General features: G+C 50.7%; 16 protein-coding genes. 8 read left to right on the forward strand and 8 right to left on the reverse strand.

The window, feature by feature from the left end:
• The first annotated feature begins 84 nt into the window (after window positions 1-84).
• Window positions 85-702 carry a LysE family translocator gene (locus V7676_RS04320; protein ID WP_335658417.1) on the forward strand — a complete coding sequence of 206 codons (618 nt, stop codon included), beginning with the start codon at window positions 85-87 and terminating at the stop codon, window positions 700-702.
• Between the two features lie 73 nt (window positions 703-775).
• Here V7676_RS04320 and topA read toward each other — a convergent pair whose 3' ends face one another.
• The 3 genes from topA to plsY form a co-directional block, all read right to left on the reverse strand.
• Window positions 776-3,367, reverse strand: a complete 2,592-nt coding sequence (topA, locus tag V7676_RS04325; protein WP_335658418.1) for a type I DNA topoisomerase — start codon at window positions 3,365-3,367, stop codon at window positions 776-778.
• A 111-nt stretch (window positions 3,368-3,478) separates the two neighbouring features.
• Entirely contained in the window at window positions 3,479-4,591 is a 1,113-nt protein-coding gene (gene dprA, locus V7676_RS04330; RefSeq protein ID WP_335658419.1) for a DNA-processing protein DprA, read from the reverse strand.
• Window positions 4,592-4,621: 30 nt separating this feature from the next.
• Window positions 4,622-5,215: a glycerol-3-phosphate 1-O-acyltransferase PlsY gene (gene plsY / locus V7676_RS04335; protein WP_335658420.1), complete on the reverse strand. Its 594-nt coding sequence runs from the start codon at window positions 5,213-5,215 to the stop codon at window positions 4,622-4,624.
• Window positions 5,216-5,366: 151 nt separating this feature from the next.
• Between plsY and murI the strand changes: the two genes are divergently transcribed.
• Window positions 5,367-6,179, forward strand: coding sequence for a glutamate racemase (gene murI / locus V7676_RS04340; RefSeq protein ID WP_335658421.1), 813 nt, complete (start codon window positions 5,367-5,369; stop codon window positions 6,177-6,179).
• A gap of 110 nt (window positions 6,180-6,289) precedes the next feature.
• Window positions 6,290-7,504: a 5-aminolevulinate synthase gene (gene hemA, locus V7676_RS04345; protein WP_335658422.1), complete on the forward strand. Its 1,215-nt coding sequence runs from the start codon at window positions 6,290-6,292 to the stop codon at window positions 7,502-7,504.
• Window positions 7,505-7,526: 22 nt separating this feature from the next.
• Here the strand turns inward: hemA and V7676_RS04350 are convergent, their stop codons facing one another.
• Window positions 7,527-8,507, reverse strand: coding sequence for a threonine ammonia-lyase (locus V7676_RS04350; RefSeq protein ID WP_335658423.1), 981 nt, complete (start codon window positions 8,505-8,507; stop codon window positions 7,527-7,529).
• Between the two features lie 53 nt (window positions 8,508-8,560).
• On the opposite strand from V7676_RS04350, the gene V7676_RS04355 reads away from it, so the two are divergent.
• The 5 genes from V7676_RS04355 (at window position 8,561) to V7676_RS04375 (ending at window position 13,291) form a co-directional block, all read left to right on the forward strand.
• Window positions 8,561-9,778: a saccharopine dehydrogenase family protein gene (locus tag V7676_RS04355; protein WP_335658424.1), complete on the forward strand. Its 1,218-nt coding sequence runs from the start codon at window positions 8,561-8,563 to the stop codon at window positions 9,776-9,778.
• Window position 9,779: 1 nt separating this feature from the next.
• Window positions 9,780-10,949 (forward strand): carboxynorspermidine decarboxylase, encoded by a 1,170-nt coding sequence (locus V7676_RS04360; protein ID WP_335658425.1) that lies wholly within the window; start codon window positions 9,780-9,782, stop codon window positions 10,947-10,949.
• 187 nt (window positions 10,950-11,136) lie between these two features.
• Window positions 11,137-12,336, forward strand: coding sequence for a type III PLP-dependent enzyme (locus tag V7676_RS04365; RefSeq protein WP_335658426.1), 1,200 nt, complete (start codon window positions 11,137-11,139; stop codon window positions 12,334-12,336).
• A 72-nt stretch (window positions 12,337-12,408) separates the two neighbouring features.
• On the forward strand, window positions 12,409-12,837 hold the full coding sequence (locus V7676_RS04370) for an MAPEG family protein (RefSeq protein WP_335658427.1): 429 nt from the start codon (window positions 12,409-12,411) through the stop codon (window positions 12,835-12,837).
• 19 nt (window positions 12,838-12,856) lie between these two features.
• The gene (locus V7676_RS04375; protein ID WP_335658428.1) at window positions 12,857-13,291 is read left to right on the forward strand and encodes an MAPEG family protein; all 435 of its coding nucleotides are present in this window, start codon (window positions 12,857-12,859) and stop codon (window positions 13,289-13,291) included.
• A gap of 13 nt (window positions 13,292-13,304) precedes the next feature.
• Here the strand turns inward: V7676_RS04375 and V7676_RS04380 are convergent, their stop codons facing one another.
• From V7676_RS04380 to ilvD, 4 genes are read right to left on the reverse strand one after another with little or no spacing between them, the layout of a single operon-like run.
• Window positions 13,305-14,516 carry a class I SAM-dependent RNA methyltransferase gene (locus V7676_RS04380; protein ID WP_335658429.1) on the reverse strand — a complete coding sequence of 404 codons (1,212 nt, stop codon included), beginning with the start codon at window positions 14,514-14,516 and terminating at the stop codon, window positions 13,305-13,307.
• Window positions 14,513-15,916 (reverse strand): NAD(P)H-hydrate dehydratase, encoded by a 1,404-nt coding sequence (locus V7676_RS04385; protein ID WP_335658430.1) that lies wholly within the window; start codon window positions 15,914-15,916, stop codon window positions 14,513-14,515. The genes V7676_RS04380 and V7676_RS04385 overlap by 4 nt, the downstream gene beginning before the upstream one ends.
• A gap of 8 nt (window positions 15,917-15,924) precedes the next feature.
• Window positions 15,925-16,365 carry a hypothetical protein gene (locus V7676_RS04390; RefSeq protein WP_335658431.1) on the reverse strand — a complete coding sequence of 147 codons (441 nt, stop codon included), beginning with the start codon at window positions 16,363-16,365 and terminating at the stop codon, window positions 15,925-15,927.
• A complete protein-coding gene (ilvD, locus tag V7676_RS04395; RefSeq protein ID WP_335658432.1) occupies window positions 16,346-18,067 on the reverse strand; it encodes a dihydroxy-acid dehydratase in 1,722 nt (573 codons plus the stop codon). The genes V7676_RS04390 and ilvD overlap by 20 nt, the downstream gene beginning before the upstream one ends.
• Window positions 18,068-18,094: the final 27 nt, after the last annotated feature.

The following is an 18,094-nucleotide window of genomic DNA, read 5'->3' on the forward strand; positions in this document are numbered from 1 at the left end:
TCACCGAACTTTGCGGGACTGATCTTCAGGACTAGCTAGAAATACAGAGTTTTCTTGCTGTTACTTCAGGTATATAACTTCAAAATGATCGCATCTGCCCTTCCCGCCTTCCTGTTAACTGCTTTTCTCATCGAGCTTACGCCTGGTCCTAACATGGCATTTTTAATAATGGTAAGCGCCATTGAAGGACGAAAATCTGGAATTGCGATGACAGCGGGCATCGCTCTTGGATTGACCATCATCGGTTTTGGCGCGGTGCTAGGCCTAGCCGCGCTAATTTCAGCATCACCATTCTTGTTTCAATTTTTACGATGGGCGGGCGCGCTTTATCTTGTGTGGCTCGCAGCCGAGGCGTGGATTAGCGCCAATGAGGTATCCCCCAGCAAGGTCACAACCAATCATTCCAATGGGCAATTATTCCGCCGGGGTTTGATAACAAATTTACTTAACCCAAAAGCAGGCCTGTTCTTTGTCGCCGTCTTACCCGGATTTACTACTCCCGATTTACCAGTCTTGCCACAAGCGATGACCCTAACGATATTATATGTGGCCGTGGCAACATTGATCCATCTTATCATTGTCATGCTTGCTGGCCAGGCAAACAGCCTAGTTTCCAGTGAACCCCGAAAGCGTTTCGTGCGAAGATTCTTCGCGATAATGTTGCTTGGTATCGCGATTTGGTTTCTCGCAATGTCGCGGTGACCAAACTAGCACTAGCATCGACAGAAACCTATTAAATGAGGAAAGCTCTCGTCAGAAGTTGACGAGAGTATATTCATTCCGCTTCGGGTTCAGCCGGTACTTTCTTTGCCGCTGGCTTCTTTTTCGCTGCCGGTTTTTTCTTAGCTGCCGGCTTCTTTTTTGGAGCAGCCTTCTTTGGAGCCACCTTTTTCTTGCGCTTCTTCGCTGGACCCTTGGCTGCCCGGTCATCAATCAACTGCGCAGCTTCTTCCAATGTCAGCTGATCTTTATCAACCGTCTTTGGTAGTGATGCGTTGGTAGTACCGTCGGTCACATAAGGACCATAGCGACCATCCATGAGCTTGATCTCGACTTCGGTACGCGGATGCATGCCCATGATCTTCAAAGGCTCCATCTTCGCGCCGCGCCCACCTTTGGGATTTTTTGCGGCGTCGGCCAGCTTAGCCACGGCCGCGTTCATCCCAATTTCAAACACTTCCATTGTGTTCTCGAGGCTGGTCGATTTTCCGTCGTGGCTCAAATATGGGCCATAGCGGCCAATTAGCGCATTTACTTCCTTACCCGATTCCGGATGTATGCCGACTTCGCGTGGCAGGGAGAGTAGTTTTAATGCCCATTCCAAGCCAAATTCTTCCTGTGGAACATCTTTGGGGATGGATGAACGTTTGGCTTCTTTCCCTTCGCCGCGTTGGACATAAGGACCGAAACGTCCAACCATTTTAGTAATTTTTTCTTCGGTATCTGGATCGATACCCAAGTCCTCCGGACCTTCATCCGCATCGGCATTGGCTCCGCCACCTTGCGCAAAACGCCGCGTGAACTTGCATTCTGGATAGTTAGAACAAGCAACAAAGGCTCCAAAACGGCCGCCGCGCAGGGCAAGCTTGCCTTCACTACATCGCGGACACAGCCGAGGATCAGTTCCATCTTCTTTTTCAGGGAAAAGATATGGCTCAAGAAACTTGTCCAGCTCTGCCGTTACTTCGGACGGCAGCTTTTCCATAACTTCAGCCGTTTTCGGTTTGAAGTCATGCCAAAAGGCTTCGAGCACCTTCTGCCATTCCGCACGGCCACCGCTTACTTCATCCAGCTCATCCTCAAGACCCGCTGTATAGTCATAGGCGACGTAGCGTTCAAAAAATCTTTCCAGAAAACCGGTTAACAATCGCCCACTTTCTTCAGCAAAGAACCGATTGCTTTCCGTGCGGACATAGGCCCGATCTTTCAATGTCTTGATAATAGAAGCATAAGTCGAAGGGCGGCCAATGCCGAGCTCTTCCATTTTCTTGACCAGACTTGCTTCGCTGTAACGCGGCGGCGGCTGTGTAAAATGCTGGTTGGCTTCGACCGATTTTTTCGCAGGACTATCGCCTTTCGACATGGCTGGCAGCAGGCCGCCATCTTCATCGCTGCTATCGTCACGACCTTCTTCATATAGCGCTAGAAAGCCTGGGAACTTCACCACTTGACCAGTAGCGCGAAGGCCAGTCTGGCCCGTCCCATCACGCATTTCAATCGTGGTACGCTCCAAACGGGCGGATGCCATTTGACTAGCCATGGCGCGTTTCAGGATCAGGCTGTATAATTTGGAATGATCGCCGCTGCCGACTTTATCCTTAGTAAAGCTGGTCGGTCGGATTGCTTCATGCGCTTCTTGGGCATTCTTGGCTTTGGTTTTATATATCCGCGGACTATCAGGAACATAGCTCGCATCATAACGGTCAGCGATCGCCTTACGCGCTGCAGAAATAGCGCTTCCATCCATTTGTACGCCATCGGTACGCATATAAGTAATCGCGCCATCTTCATAAAGTTGCTGGGCGATTCGCATCGTATGACTGGCGGAATAGCCTAGTTTTCGGGCTGCTTCCTGTTGCAAGGTTGATGTTGTGAATGGCGGTGGTGGATTCCGGGTTAGCGGTTTGGTCTCGACAGCCTCAATTGTGAAAAGGCCATTTTCAACCGCGGTTTTAGCAACTGTGGCTTCAGCCTCATTGGTTAGATCCATTTTTCCGAGCTTTTTGCCCTGATGAATGGTCAAACGCGCCTCAAACCCCTGTCCGTCCTGCTCCATCTGAACTGAGACTGACCAATATTCCTGTGGCTTAAACGCTTCAATTTCGCGCTCGCGTTCGACAATCAGCCGCAAGGAAACAGACTGAACACGGCCCGCTGATTTCGCGCCCGGTAATTTGCGCCACAATACCGGTGAAAGCGTAAAGCCAACCAAATAATCCAAGGCGCGGCGCGCGCGATAGGCATCGATCAAATCGTCGTCCAAGGCGCGTGGACGTCCCATAGCCTCTGTAACCGCTGCCTTGGTAATCGCATTAAAGGTTACCCGGTCGACCTTTTCAGGCAGCGCTTTCTTCAACCGCAATACTTCCTGCACGTGCCAACTAATCGCTTCGCCTTCCCGGTCAGGGTCGGTCGCGAGGATGAGACGCGTGGCTTTTTTGGACAGGTCTGTAATAGCCTTTAGTTGTTTGGTTTTGTCCGCATAAGGCTGCCATAGCATGGCGAAACCATCGTCGGGATCAACCGATCCATCTTTCGGCGGCAAATCTCGGATATGGCCATAAGAAGCCAATACCTTGAAATCCGATCCCAGATATTTTTCGATTGTTTTCGCTTTAGCGGGTGACTCAACGATTACTAATTGCATATTTTCCGATTTTCATTTGTCTCACGTATACGCGCGAGGCTGTGACAAAGGGTGGTCGTTCGTCAAGCGCTTGATCGACGAAACTGCCGTTTAGCTTAATTTTAAAGGATTTCAACCGATCAAACTTACCCTTGCTCCGGCATGGCGGGATAAACGACCGGCAAGTTCCAGTTCTAACAGGATCATTTGCACCGAAGCAGCGCACAGGCCCGATTGCCGCAAAAGCTCATCAACCGATACAGGTGTCATACTCAGCAAACCGGTAAGTGCCTTCCTAGCGGCCTCATCAACATCCTCTGAGGATGTTTCCCGAAGCTTCGATTGGTGATGCTCCCTTTCGAACAAATCTTTGGGAATATCTGCCCCTGCAGCATGATCGTCGAAATGGCGGATAAGTTCGAGAACGTCTTCTGCAGACTGAATCAATATGGCGCCTTCGCGGATCAGTCCATTGCATCCCTTTGAGCGCGGATCAAGCGGAGACCCCGGTACAGCCATGACATGTCGTCCGGCCTCATTTGCCAATCGAGCAGTGATCAATGATCCAGATTTTGGCGCGGCTTCTACTACTACAGTACCTTGGGTCAGACCCGCTATAATCCGATTCCGATAGGGGAAATGGCGCGCCTTCGGCTCTGTCCCGGGCGGCTGTTCGGCCAAAAGCAATCCGTCGCGAGCGATTTGCTCCTGCAGACTGGCATTTTCGGGTGGGTAGCTAATATCGATCCCCCCGGCGATAACAGCAATGGCAGATCTATTGATCGAGCCTTGATGAGCGGCAGTATCTATTCCCCTCGCCAAACCCGAAACAACCGATATACCCGCATCCATAAGGGAATGCGCTAAATCCCTGGCAAACCGGCAAGCCGCTGCAGAGGCGTTTCGTGCGCCAACAAGAGCAATTGCTGGATGGCTGAGCAAAGAGATATTCCCGCGGTAGATTAATGCCGGCGGTGGATTACTCAGTTCGGTTAGCAGGTGCGGATAGTAGGTATCTTCGAGAAAAAGATAATGCGCGCCAAGCTTTTGCACATCGTGCATCTCCCGCTCAATCGCGCCTTGATCTGATATGCGCGGCGCTTTACCACCGCCTCTTGCGGCCAGTTCGGGGAGTATTTCCAAAGCTTTGGAGGCAGAACCGTAGCGCCGAATGAGCTGAACATAGCTCACGGGGCCTATATTCGCGGATCGAATTAACCTCAGCCGGTCAAAATCTTCATTCATACTGCCGTACCGTCGATAGGATCAGGGGATTTAGGAAGCGCCTACTTTCGGTTCTTCACCAGCCATTAGTCGTTCGATATTAGCGCGATGCTTCCATATTACAAGTAACGCAAACCCTATAAACATCGGGGTCCATGAATATTGGCCAATAATTACTGCCGTTATTGGAACGGAGATAGCGGCCAACATTCCGCTAACCGATGAATATCGTAAGATTGCAAGTGCGGCCAGCCATGTGACCGCGAAAACCATTCCCAAAACGGGGTCCAAGGCGGTCACTATGCCCAACAGAGTTGCAACCCCTTTTCCACCGGCGAATTTCAGCCAAATTGGATAAAGATGCCCCAGAAATGCGCCCAATCCCGCCAATACGCCCAATCCATCAGAAAAAGTCGAGGCGAGAAAGATGGCTAAAGCTCCCTTGCCGACATCCAACAGCAGTGTCAGTGCAGCTATCGCTTTATTTCCAGTGCGAAGCACGTTGGTTGCGCCAATATTTCCGGAACCGATTTTACGGAGATCACCGCCGCCTGATAACCGGGTTAATAACAGGCCAAAAGGTATCGATCCCAGCAAATAGCCAGAGAGTACAGCCAAAATAGGTTCAACCCACATGGATTGCATATTACCAAATCCCCTTTGATTTCCGGGAGCTATCTGTAAGAAAGCGTTTGAGCAAGGCTTTTGCGTTGTAAAAACTAGTCAGAGCGGACGGACGGAAACATCGTCCAAAGTGGTCAATGATCGCTGTTTACAGTGTATAAGAGGAGATGTGATGACAGCCAACCACGAAGAAAATACTGGCCCACTCTTATTCTTTGATACAGGTGTTGGCGGCCTATCTATATTACGCGAGGCTCAGAAATTGGTTCCCAATGCCCCGATTGTTTATGCTGCTGATTATTCAGGAATGCCTTATGGTATGAAATCCGATGCAGAGCTTTCTACCCGTATTCCCTTGCTTTTGGGTCGCCTTGTCGAACGCTATAAGCCGCAATTGGTGACGATCGCTTGCAATACTGCATCCACTATCGCGCTTGATGTCGTGCGATCCGTATTGGACATACCCGTCGTCGGAACGGTGCCCGCCGTTAAACCGGCGAGCCTGTTAACCGAAACAGGTGTCATTGGTTTACTAGGCACGCGCGCGACAATCCGACAGCCTTATGTTGACCGTTTGGCGGCTGAATTTGCGGCCGACAAAACGCTTATCCGCTTTGGTGCGCCGGATTTGGTTCATGCCGCAGAAGCCAAATTGCGGGGTGAAATCGTCGATCAGCACATCATCGATAACGCCGTGGCCGGGTTAACCAGCCAAGAAAACGGGCAAGATATCGATACCGTCATTCTGGCATGTACCCATTTTCCATTGCTGCAAGATGAGTTGCAGAAATCCTTTACCAGAGACATAAAATTTATTGATGGATCACAAGGTATTGCAAGACGAATTGCATATCTCACCAGCGGAACTATCTGGCCAGAAATGCCTGAAAACGGAATATTTGTGACAAGTGGTCCACTCGCTCAACTCACGCCTTATCGGCAGGCTTTAGCGGAATTCGGGCTAACAAAATTGGAAAAGCTTTAACCCGAAGGCTTATTGCGAATGGTTCTCGCTGGAAATATTGGATAAATGGCGCTAATGGGCGTGCCAGAGGGCAAAACTGGGTAAGAAATTGACACAGGGAATGGTGTAAAGTGGACTACGATAAAATTTTTTCGCAAGCGATTGACCGCCTACATAGCGAAGGCCGCTATAGGGTCTTTATAGACATATTGCGGAATAAGGGTTCATTTCCCAATGCCCGCTGCTTCGCGCACCATAATGGGCCAAAGCCGGTAACTGTCTGGTGCTCTAATGACTATCTCGCAATGGGACAGCATCCTGATGTGATCGCAGCGATGGAAGAGGCATTGCATGATGTAGGTGCTGGCTCCGGCGGCACCCGCAATATTGGCGGCAATACGCATTATCATATTGAACTTGAAAACGAATTGGCGGATTTGCACGGTAAATCTGGAGCATTGCTGTTCACATCGGGCTATGTTTCGAATGAAGCGACGCTATCCACGCTGACAAAAATCCTGCCGGGTTGTGTCATATTTTCGGACGAATTAAACCACGCATCGATGATCGCCGGAATTAAAAATAGCGGCTGCGAAAAACGAGTGTTTCGTCACAATGATCTGGAACATCTAGAAGAACTTCTGGCTGCCGAAGATAGCGAAGTTCCCAAATTAATCGCGTTTGAAAGCATATATTCTATGGACGGCGATGTGGCGCCGCTACATGCAATCTGTGACCTTGCGGACAAATATAATGCGCTGACCTATTGCGACGAAGTGCATGCGGTTGGCATGTATGGCGAACGCGGCGGCGGAATATCCGAACGCGATGGGGCTGCAAACCGGATTACGATTATTGAAGGCACATTGGCTAAAGCCGTCGGCGTTATGGGCGGTTATATTACTGCTGAACAGAAAATCGTCGATGTGATCCGCTCCTATGCTCCGGGATTTATCTTCACCACTAGCCTGTCGCCGGTTCTCGTAGCCGGTGCGTTGGCCAGTGTCCGCCATTTAAAGAAATCGCGCAAAGAGCGTGAAGGTCAACAGGCAGCAGCGCAAACATTGAAAGACATGTTTGCCGAAGCCGGCCTTCCTGTCATGGGTTCTACAACCCATATCGTACCACTGCTTGTCGGTGACCCGATTAAAGCCAAGAAAATTAGCGATGTTCTACTGGCGGAATATGGCGTCTATGTTCAGCCCATTAATTATCCCACGGTTCCGCGCGGTTTGGAGCGGTTGCGCTTTACTCCTGGGCCGGTCCATACAGAGGAAATGATGGCAGAACTCACCAAAGCTTTGGTAGAAATCTGGAGCCGGATGGAATTGCAGCTAGCAGCCTGAAAAGGCTCAGCTTAGCAGGATTTTAAGCACCAATGATTTTGGCAAAACGTTTAGGATCAACGTTTCCGCCTGAAATTGTTATAACCGTTTTTTCCGTAATATCTGCTTTTCCAGCCAATATCGCCGCGAGCGCCACTGCGCCGCCCGGTTCCACAACAAGACGCAATTGTTCAAAGGCAACACGCATCGCAAGATGGACCTCGCCTTGAGTAACAGCGACACCCCGCGCCTTTCGCGCCTTTAATATATCGAAGGTCAGCGGGGAAACGATCAGCGTCTGCAATGCATCACATTCCGTTGCCGGCGGGTTGTCCTGAACAGGAACGATAGAGCCTCCTTTCAGCGATCGCGTCATATCATCCCATCCTTCCGGCTCCGCAATGGTAATATTCGCCTCTGGGTTAGCCAAGGAGATGCCGGCAGATAATCCGCCTCCGCCGCAACAAATAACCAGATGATCGGGTTGTGAGCCGGTTTGCGCAATCATTTGCTCGCGGATTTCAATGCCAGCGCTACCCTGGCCCTCAACGATCCACGGGTCATCAAAACTGGGGACCACGACCGCACCGTTTTTTGCAGCTATTTCTGCCGCAATATTCTCCCGCGAATCCGCCATTCGATCATAAGTGATAATTTCTGCGCCTAGTTTTGCAGTATTTTCAAGCTTTGCGGCCGGCGCATCCTCTGGCATGACTATTATGGCCTTGATGCCCAACCGCTTTGCGGCCCAAGCCACGCCCTGCGCATGATTACCGCTGGAAAAGGCCACCACGCCGCGCGTGCGTTGATCATCGTTAAGATCAGTGAGCCGGTGCCATCCGCCACGTATTTTAAAGGCTCCGATGGGTTGAAGGCATTCCGCTTTACACCAGATTGTTTGCCCATCGACCGTTAATGGCAATAAAGGAGTGGGTGGAAGGATGTTGGCTATTTTTTCAGCCGCCCGTATAACGCCCTCTAAAGTGGGTTTTCGTGCAGGGTTCAAAAGTAATTGCTCTGTCATACGGTCCTTCTATATGCGGTAAAAATATCAATCTAGTGAAATGAGTGAGCATTATGAGTAAAGTTTTGGTAATCGGCGCAGGCGGCGTCAGTTCTGTGGCAGTCCACAAAATGGCACAGATGATAGCTGCCAAAACTGGACCATTTTCCGAAATCATATTAGCCAGTCGGACCATTTCAAAATGCGCAGCCATTGCCGAATCTGTTAAACAGCGTACCGGTATATTAATTGCGACAGATGAAATTGATGCGGATAACGTGCCAGCAATGACAGCACTGATTGAAAAGGTTCGGCCAAAGCTCGTCGTAAATCTGGCCCTGCCCTACCAAGATTTGCCCATTATGGATGCCTGTCTGGCGACCCAGACCGACTATCTAGACACCGCCAATTATGAACCGCGCGACGAAGCAAAATTCGAATATAAATGGCAATGGGATTATCAGGATCGCTTTAAAACAGCCGGAATAATGGCACTGCTCGGATCCGGTTTTGATCCCGGCGTTACCAGTGTCTTCACTTGTTGGCTCAAGAAACATCATTTCGACCGGATCGACACGCTCGATATATTGGATTGCAACGGCGGCGATCATGGGCAGCATTTTGCGACCAATTTCAATCCCGAGATTAATATCCGCGAAGTTACAGCCAATTCGCGTCACTGGGAAAATGGTGACTGGGTGGAGGGACCGCCACTCACTCAAAAACAGGAATTTGATTTTGAGGCTGTCGGGCCAAAAAATATGTATCTGATGTATCATGAGGAAATTGAATCGCTCAGAACCCATATTCCAGAAATCCAGCGCATCCGTTTCTGGATGACCTTTGGCGATGCCTATCTTACCCATCTCGAAGTGCTGCAAAATGTCGGCATGACCCGTATTGATCCGGTAATGTATGAAGGCCGCGAAATCATTCCGCTCCAATTCCTGAAATCCGTATTGCCCGAACCTTCCAGCCTCGGCGAAACGACAAAAGGCAACACCAATATTGGTGTCATTGCGACCGGAGAAAAAGACGGCGTTCAAAAAACACTCTATGTCAAAAATATCTGCAGCCACGAAGCCGCGTTTGAAGAAACCGGTAATCAGGGTGTGAGCTATACAACTGGTGTGCCCGCAATGATCGGCGCAGCATTGATGCTGTCGGGCCAATGGGCGGGCAAAGGCGTGTTCAACATCGAGGAGTTCGACCCGGACCCCTTCATGGATATGCTCAACCAACACGGCCTTCCTTGGACATTAGAAGAATTGGAAGCCCCGCTGGCATTTTAGGATGGAAACCAAAGCAGGCGATCCCGGCGCGTTTGCGCATTTTGATTTAACACGTGTGCCCTCGCCCGCTTTCGTAGTGGATGAGTTAGCAATTCGCCGGAACCTTGAAATTCTGGCGGACGTTAAAGCGCGATCAGGCGCAAAGATCTTGCTAGCGCTCAAAGCATTCTCAATGTGGTCGCTGGCCCCGCTTATCAATCAATATCTGGATGGATGTTGTGCATCGGGTCTTTGGGAAGCGAGACTCGCACATGAATATTTTGACGGTTCCATCAGCACTTATTCACCGGCCTATAAAGTCGACGATCTGAAGGAAATTACGGCTCTATCGGATCATGTCACGTTCAATAATCCGGACCAAATCGAGAGATGGAAGAGCCATACCGATGGAATGGTCGACTTGAGCACGTGTGATATCGGCTTGCGGTTAAACCCAGAAATTGCATTGGGTGAAACGCCGAAATATGACCCTAGTCAGCCACATAGCCGGTTAGGCTTTCCGATTTCGCAATTAAAGCCTGAGCATTTTAGTGATATTTCAGGAATCCATTTTCACAATCTATGCGAACAAGGTTTTGACGCGCTTGAACAGACATGGGGCAAGGTCGAGCCACTGATCGCACCATATTATAACCAACTGAAATGGATCAATCTGGGCGGTGGCCATCATATTACACGCGATGATTATGATCGCGAGGCACTGGTCGGATTCCTGCGCGAACTCAAAGCTAAATCGGGATGCGATATCTATCTGGAACCGGGCGAAGCGGTTGCGCTCGACGCGGGCATATTGGTTGGCGAAATATTGGATATATTTGAGAATGGCATGGCGATCGGTATCACCGATATATCAGCTACCTGCCATATGCCTGACGTCATTGAAGCACCCTACCGACCCGCCATGCTGGGTGAACGAAGCAGCGGTGATCCCGTCCGTCTTGGCGGACCAAGCTGTCTCGCAGGCGATATTATCGGCGACTATCGCTTGCCGGAACCGGCCCATATCGGGCAGCGCATCGCATTTCTCGATCAAGCCCATTATTCTATGGTAAAAACTAATAGTTTTAACGGTGTGCCGCTACCCTCTATTTGGCGTTGGAATAGCGAAACGGATGATTTGCATTGCATCAAATCTTTCGATTGGACTGATTTTAGAAATCGCCTCAGCTAAAACCGATCAAAACCTCCGTTTTTTTCTAAACTTTCCCATATCAATTCGTATTTTGTCGGATATGGTCTTTACACGATAGCAAGTCGGCAATATAGCCGCGCCTTGCTGCCCCATGGCCGGCCCCGATTCATTTCGGCGAAACCGCAAGGCAGCTCAATCGATCTTAATATTTAGGGGGTCCCTTGAGTTGCACAATTTCCATGATGCGCAGGAGCTGACGAAGGCTCTTAGCCCAGATATTCCAGTTTTACTGAACCGCCCGCACGCTGCACGGCGCGCTGCGCGTTATTTTGTTGAACAGTTTCCCGGTAAATCGCTCTATGCAGTGAAGGCCAATCCTTCACCTGCACTTTTGCAATTGCTGTATAGCGAGGGTGTGACCCATTTTGACGTCGCGTCAATTGATGAAGTCCGTCTTGTGCGCAGCAACCTGCCAGAAGCAGTGATTTGTTTCATGCATCCGATCAAATCGGAAACTGTCATTCGGGAAGCCTATCATCAACACGGCGTTCGCGTATTCTCGCTCGATAGCATCGAAGAGCTTGAGAAGATTGAGCGCGCAACCAATAATGCCGAAGACCTGACGCTGTGCGTCCGGATCAAGGTTGCATCTGAATTTGCGCAGATTAGCCTAGCATCTAAATTCGGCATTTGCGTCGACGACTCCGCGCAGCTTTTGCAGCGTGCACGTCAGGCAGCCGACGAATTGGGCATTTGTTTCCATGTCGGCAGTCAGGCGATGACGCCGCTTGCCTATGTTCATGCTCTCGAACGGGTCCGAACGGCGATTGTCGAGGCATCGGTAACGGTCGATATTATCAATGTAGGGGGCGGTTTTCCGTCCATCTATCCGGACATGGCACCGCCGTCGCTCAATCATTATTTCAGCGCGATTGACCGGACCTTTGAAGATTTGCCGATCAGCTATTCCGCAGAACTATGGTGCGAGCCAGGCCGGGCGTTGTCAGCTGAATATAACTCGCTGATTGTGAAAGTTGAACAGCGCCGTGGCAACGAACTTTATATTAACGACGGTGCCTATGGCACTTTGTTCGATGCTGCGCATATTGGCTGGCGTTTTCCGGTGAAGCTACTTGGCTCCGGAACCGCTGAGCCAGCCACAACCGAATATAGCTTCTATGGCCCAACCTGTGACGATATGGACCATATGGCTGGGCCATTTGTGCTGCCGGACAGTATCAAAGTGGGCGACTATATCGAGATAGGTATGCTCGGTGCTTATGGTTCGGCGATGCGGACAAAGTTTAACGGCTACGGATCGCTTGACGATCATGATGTTGCCGATGAACCCATGGCCAGCATTTATGTCGGTGAAAATCTCGACCGTAATGATCGGGAAAATGTGGTATCTTTCCCAACCGCATAACGGTGCCATTAAGTTGCAATTGACAATTTACAATATGTGACGCAGTTTCCTCAAAATCTTGGGGAGGATATAATGGATAATGCAATTTTGGCACCAGCGGCTCTGCTGGTGATCTGGTCCCTCATCATGCTGTTCTGGATGGCGGGAACACGGCTTCCCGCTGCCAAGAAATTGGGAATAGACATTACGGCAAAACCCGGAGGGCGCGGTCCGGATATTGATCCGAACTTGCCTGACAAGGTCGCATGGAAGTCCCATAATTATACCCATTTGATGGAACAGCCCACGTTATTCTACGCAACCGTCATCATTTTAGCTCTGGCGGGAAGCGGAACGGGCCTCAATCTTTGGCTGGCATGGGCTTATGTGCTGCTGAGAATCGCGCACAGCATCTGGCAATCGACCATCAATCTGGTGAACGTCCGTTTCATGCTGTTTTTGGCATCTACATTATGTTTGCTAGTTATGGCGATCAACGCGTTTTTTAGCACCTTTATTTGATCATTTTGGGGAAATAACAATGGAAAATAGTCCTATATTGCAGCCTGTCGTGGCGCTTATCATGTGGACCATGCTGATGTGGCTATGGATGTATGTCACACGCATTCCCGCCATGAACAAAGCCAAGATTGACACTGACGCACTTAGTAGAACGTCGACGGCCAGTGGATTGGATGGGTTATTGCCACCGGAAGTGCAATGGAAAGCGCATAATTACAACCACCTGCTCACCGAACCGACATTATTTTACGCGATATGTTTCGTGCTCGCTCTCGTCGGACAAGGCGAAGGCTTAAACCTTACCATTGCGTGGATATATGTTGGCTTGCGTGTGTTGCACAGCTTGATCCAAGCGACCGTTAACAAGGTCATGGCTCGTTTCATGGTATTCGCACTGTCCAGCCTGTGTATCATCGCTTTGACCATTCATGCAGCAATTGCGGTTTTCCACTAAACCACACTGTCCGCTAGGTTTTTGAAAAGCTAGAGACCAATTCTACGTGGGTGGACCAAAGAAACTGCCCGACGGGCCAAAGTGCATCGAGTTTATACCCGGCATCGCATAGCTGCTTTGCATCACGGGCAAAGCTTGCCGGATTACAGCTGATATAGCAGACTTTAGGCACATTGGACTGAGCGATTTGAGCGACCTGATCGCGCGCACCGGCTCGAGGTGGGTCCAGTATGACCGCGTGGAATCGGTTGAGCTCCTCGGGACTTAACGGCCGCCGAAACAGGTCCCGATGTTCGGTAAAAATCTGACGGCCAGATTGGTTGGCCGTCATTTTCAATACGCCAATTGCATCACGAGAGCCTTCTGCAGCATAGACCTTACGACCTTCTCCAAGAGCAAAAGTGAAGGTGCCAAGCCCGGCAAATAAGTCCGCCACCAATTTAGCGTCACCAACAGCCTCTAGCATCGCCGCGACCAATGCAGCTTGACCGTCTCGCGTCGGCTGCAAGAAACTATTATGCGGCAGCGCTACTGCTAAACCGTCAAATGTCACCGTAACCGGCTCTGGCTCCCATTGGGTTTCGGGGCCATACCCGTTATCGACCGACAGCCGAGCCAGACCATTAGCCTTAGCAAAGCTGGTAAGTCCCTCGCGCTGTTCAAGATTTTCGGGCTCATAATTTTTTATACAAAGATCAACGCCCTGATCCGTCAGGCTCATCTCGACATTCATGTCATGCTTGCGGCGTGCAACAGATTTCAAGAATACCCGCAATGGCGCGATGACGGCAAAAAGTTCAGGCCGCATAATCTCGCATTGCTTTAGATCGATAATCCGGTGGCTGCCTGCACCGCTAAAACCAAGCTTAAACGAACTACCAACCATTGCCGCACGAAGGCTCGCGCGAATCCGGCTTTTAGGTGTCGATATTTGCGGCGGATGCAATATTCCGGCCTTTAGACCCTGCCCTTCCAAAGCATAGGCCACACGATCGATAACAAACTGGCGATAGCTCACCTCATCCAACTGCTGGAGGCTACAGCCGCCACATTCCTTGAAATGCTGGCAGGGGGGCTCGACATGATGCGGCCCCTTGATCAGGCCTCCATCGTCGTTCAGCCGGTCCAGCGGGGCAGAAAATGCCACATGGCGGCCATCGCTGGTGACGCCATCGCCCTTCGCAGCCACTCTCAAGATAATATTTGGATCAATGTCAGTGCTCATAGGCGCTCTTGTAATGCTTTGGGGATATGATCAATCAGTATCTCTGGCGAAAAAGCTGGCCCGGCCAATTTGGCCGCACGACCGTGAAGCCATTGCCCTTGTTTAGCTGCTAAAAAGGCATTTTTTTCAACGGCAAAACGCGCCGCGATAATTCCTGCCAGAACGTCGCCCGTTCCAGCAGTGGACAACCAACTCGGCGCAGAGGCGGCCAGAATCACATTTCCGTCGGGGCCTGCAATTACATTATCACACCCCTTATGGAGTATGACCGCGCCACTTTCCGCGGCCAATTTTACCGTGTGATGAGCTTTTGACCCTCCGGTTCTATCCGATATCGCTGCGAATTCCCCTGCATGGGGAGTTAAGATCACCGGCGATACGCGGCCCTTTAGGCGGCTGACCAATTCTTTACCCATTAAAATGAGAGCATCCGCATCGAGTAACACCGGCTTTTCAATAGCCAGCACCACATCCAGTATCTTTGCAGCATCGGCATCACGCCCAAAACCGGGGCCGACAACAATTACGCCTATTCTATCATCCGATAATTGAGTTCGCAGCTGATCCAGATTATCATGGGTCTCTGTCACGATACTGCAATTTGGCGAAGCAAACCCCGGTTTGGCAAATATCTTCACATATCCCGCACCCGAATTCTGCGCTGCCAAGGCAGTCAATTTTGCAGCACCGGGCATTTTACCGGCAATGACAGCGACTAACCCGCGACTATATTTATGATCGATGCTCGCCGGCACCGCTATGATCGGGGGTTCCATCAGACGCATATCGGACGCGGCACTAATCCCAATATCAACACCCACCAATTCCCCCATGATAGCGCAGGCGGGAGCAAGATAATGAGCGGGTTTATAAGCACCCAAAGCTATAGTCAGATCATATAGCGATACAGCGTTCAGCATCGCGCCGGTATCGGTTTGAATCCCGCTCGGTAGATCAACTGCGACCCGTCTTTTTGCGCCATTCGCCAACCGTTGAAATTGGACGAGTAAATTGCCGGAAACCGCTCTGGTCAGTCCTGTTCCGAACAGGCAATCAACAAATTGATTTGCCGGTTTCGCATCAACCAAATCCAGGGTCTCGCCCTGCCATAAGGATTTTGCATTTTTTGCGGCTTCGGTTTCCGGTTCCGCGCTGGCCGCTACTTTGACATTTGCGCCCCTCGCCAAAAGCGCCTGAGCGATCACATATCCGTCGCCGCCATTATTACCCGGACCACAGAATATCAGTGTCGGCATATGGGGCGCAGATCGCCAAATATAATTGGCCGCACCGGTTCCGGCTCGGTGCATCAATTCGATTACGGAAATTCCGCTGTCTATAAGCTTTTGTTCGGCGGCCTGCATCTCCGCAACGGTAAGAATATGCCCGTCATTGAGCATGGCCGCCCCTAATTCCCGGCTTGCGGTGCGGGTTCATCGGCTGGAATGGCTGTTTCGACCATATCGGGCGTCTTCATCCGCGCTGGCATACGATATTTATCGGAACCGACACTTACCAAAATTTTACCGTCATCAACAATTTCAATTTTGGCAGTTTCCGATCCATCAGCAGCTTCCAAACCACGGCCATCGGTCAGTATGTTGAATCTGCGAAAGCCACCATCGGAATGCCTTATAATCAAAGTCACGCCATTTTCGCCCGACAATCTCTCGGTCCGACAACCCATAGAAAATTTACTCTCTCCATTGGTCGCACATTCTATTCTGCCGTCCTCAGCTGCCTGAGCAGAGGCGGCATCCTCCGCTTCGGCCAAGACGTCGTTATCCGGCTTTCCGCAAGCCGTAACCAGCAGCAAAGCCGCACAGATGCTAAATATCCGCATAGACATGCTTTTCTGCTTTCGCCCCGGGATGCGTAACGGCTCCCTGATAGGCAGGGCCAACATTTTGCGCATAGCGCCATAATGCACCTGAACCATAGTCATTCACATGCGGTTTGAAACGTGAACGCCGCTCTTCCAGAATTTTATCATCAACTTCAAGATCGATCACGCCGGCCTCTGCGTCGATATTGATGATATCACCTTCTTCAACCAAACCAATCGGGCCACCATCAACAGCTTCCGGCCCGACATGGCCAATGCAAAATCCGCGCGTCGCCCCTGAAAAACGGCCATCGGTGATAAGCGCCACTTTCTCGCCCATTCCCTGACCATAGAGCGCCGCTGTGGTTGCCAGCATTTCTCGCATTCCGGGGCCGCCTTTCGGGCCTTCGTTCCGAATGACAACCACGGAACCTTCTTTAATCCCGCGCTGTTCAACGGCAGAAAAAGCATCTTCTTCGCATTCAAATATCTGTGCTGGCCCACGGAATTGCAGTCGGGCCATACCTGCAACTTTGACAATGGCGCCTTCGGGAGCAAGCGAGCCTCTGAGGCCTACTACGCCGCCGGTGGCTGTGATCGCGTGCTGCACATCATAAATAACCTTTTGATCGCTATTCCAGGTAATTTCGTCGATATTTTCACCCAATGTTTTACCGGTAACCGTGATACAATCTCCGTGCAGCAGGCCATTGTCCATCATGGTTTTCATGAGCATATAAACGCCGCCTGCATCATGCATGTCTCTAGCGACATATTTCCCGCCCGGCTTTAAATCCGCGAGATAGGGCGTCGATTTGAAAATTTCAGCAACATCAAACAAATCAAAATCAATGCCTGCTTCGTTAGCCATAGCAGGTAGGTGAAGCGCCGCATTTGTGGATCCGCCCGTTGCCGCCACAACACGCGCTGCGTTTTCAAATGCATCTCTGGTGCAAATATCGCGCGGACGAAGGTTGAGCCCAATAAGCTCCATGATCTGACGCCCCGCCGCCAAAGCCATATCATCACGACTTTCATAAGGCGCTGGAGCCATATTGCTGTTTGGAAGTGATAATCCAATCGCCTCGGCCACACAGGCCATCGTGTTTGCCGTAAATTGTCCGCCACACGCACCATGTCCCGGACACGCGACTTTTTCGAGTTCAATCAACTCCTGCAGCGGGCAGTTGCCCGCGCTATGTTGGCCAACAGCTTCAAAAACATCAACAACCGTTACATCTTGATCGTGAAAGCGACCGGGCAATATGGAGCCGCCATAGACAAAAATGGAGGGAACGTTGAGCCGCAGCATCGCCATCATCATGCCGGGCAAACTTTTGTCACAGCCCGCATATCCAATGACGGCATCATAGCAATGGCCGCGCACACTCAATTCCACCGAATCCGCTATAACTTCACGCGACACCAAAGAGGATTTCATGCCTTGATGGCCCATGGCAATACCATCTGTCACCGTTATGGTGTTGAACCGGCGCGGGGTTCCGCCTGCATCAATCACGCCTTGGCGGGCAATATTTGCCTGTGCATCGAGCAGCGTGTTGCACGGTGCACTGTCATTGCCGGCAGATGCGATACCGACAAACGGCTTTGCAATATCTTCTTCAGTCATGCCCATCGCATAATAATAGCTACGCTGAGGCGCGCGTTCCGGGCCGACGCTTACGTGACGGCTCGGCAAGGTGGTTTTATCGAACGTCCGGGTCATTTGCGTATCCTGAAACAGAGGTAATCA

Origin of the sequence: Parasphingorhabdus sp., from assembly GCF_036963805.1 — a bacterium.
GTDB lineage: Bacteria > Pseudomonadota > Alphaproteobacteria > Sphingomonadales > Sphingomonadaceae > Parasphingorhabdus.

Bases quoted from the DNA above. Each gene is read 5' to 3' on its own strand.
- V7676_RS04320 (WP_335658417.1), top strand. From the start codon at position 85: ATGATCGCATCTGCCCTTCCCGCCTTCCTGTTAACTGCTTTTCTCATC.
- topA (WP_335658418.1), bottom strand. From the start codon at position 3,367: ATGCAATTAGTAATCGTTGAGTCACCCGCTAAAGCGAAAACAATCGAA.
- dprA (WP_335658419.1), bottom strand. From the start codon at position 4,591: ATGAATGAAGATTTTGACCGGCTGAGGTTAATTCGATCCGCGAATATA.
- plsY (WP_335658420.1), bottom strand. From the start codon at position 5,215: ATGCAATCCATGTGGGTTGAACCTATTTTGGCTGTACTCTCTGGCTAT.
- murI (WP_335658421.1), top strand. From the start codon at position 5,367: ATGACAGCCAACCACGAAGAAAATACTGGCCCACTCTTATTCTTTGAT.
- V7676_RS04350 (WP_335658423.1), bottom strand. From the start codon at position 8,507: ATGACAGAGCAATTACTTTTGAACCCTGCACGAAAACCCACTTTAGAG.
- V7676_RS04355 (WP_335658424.1), top strand. From the start codon at position 8,561: ATGAGTAAAGTTTTGGTAATCGGCGCAGGCGGCGTCAGTTCTGTGGCA.
- V7676_RS04360 (WP_335658425.1), top strand. From the start codon at position 9,780: ATGGAAACCAAAGCAGGCGATCCCGGCGCGTTTGCGCATTTTGATTTA.
- V7676_RS04370 (WP_335658427.1), top strand. From the start codon at position 12,409: ATGGATAATGCAATTTTGGCACCAGCGGCTCTGCTGGTGATCTGGTCC.
- V7676_RS04375 (WP_335658428.1), top strand. From the start codon at position 12,857: ATGGAAAATAGTCCTATATTGCAGCCTGTCGTGGCGCTTATCATGTGG.
- V7676_RS04380 (WP_335658429.1), bottom strand. From the start codon at position 14,516: ATGAGCACTGACATTGATCCAAATATTATCTTGAGAGTGGCTGCGAAG.
- V7676_RS04385 (WP_335658430.1), bottom strand. From the start codon at position 15,916: ATGCTCAATGACGGGCATATTCTTACCGTTGCGGAGATGCAGGCCGCC.
- V7676_RS04390 (WP_335658431.1), bottom strand. From the start codon at position 16,365: ATGTCTATGCGGATATTTAGCATCTGTGCGGCTTTGCTGCTGGTTACG.
- ilvD (WP_335658432.1), bottom strand. From the start codon at position 18,067: ATGACCCGGACGTTCGATAAAACCACCTTGCCGAGCCGTCACGTAAGC.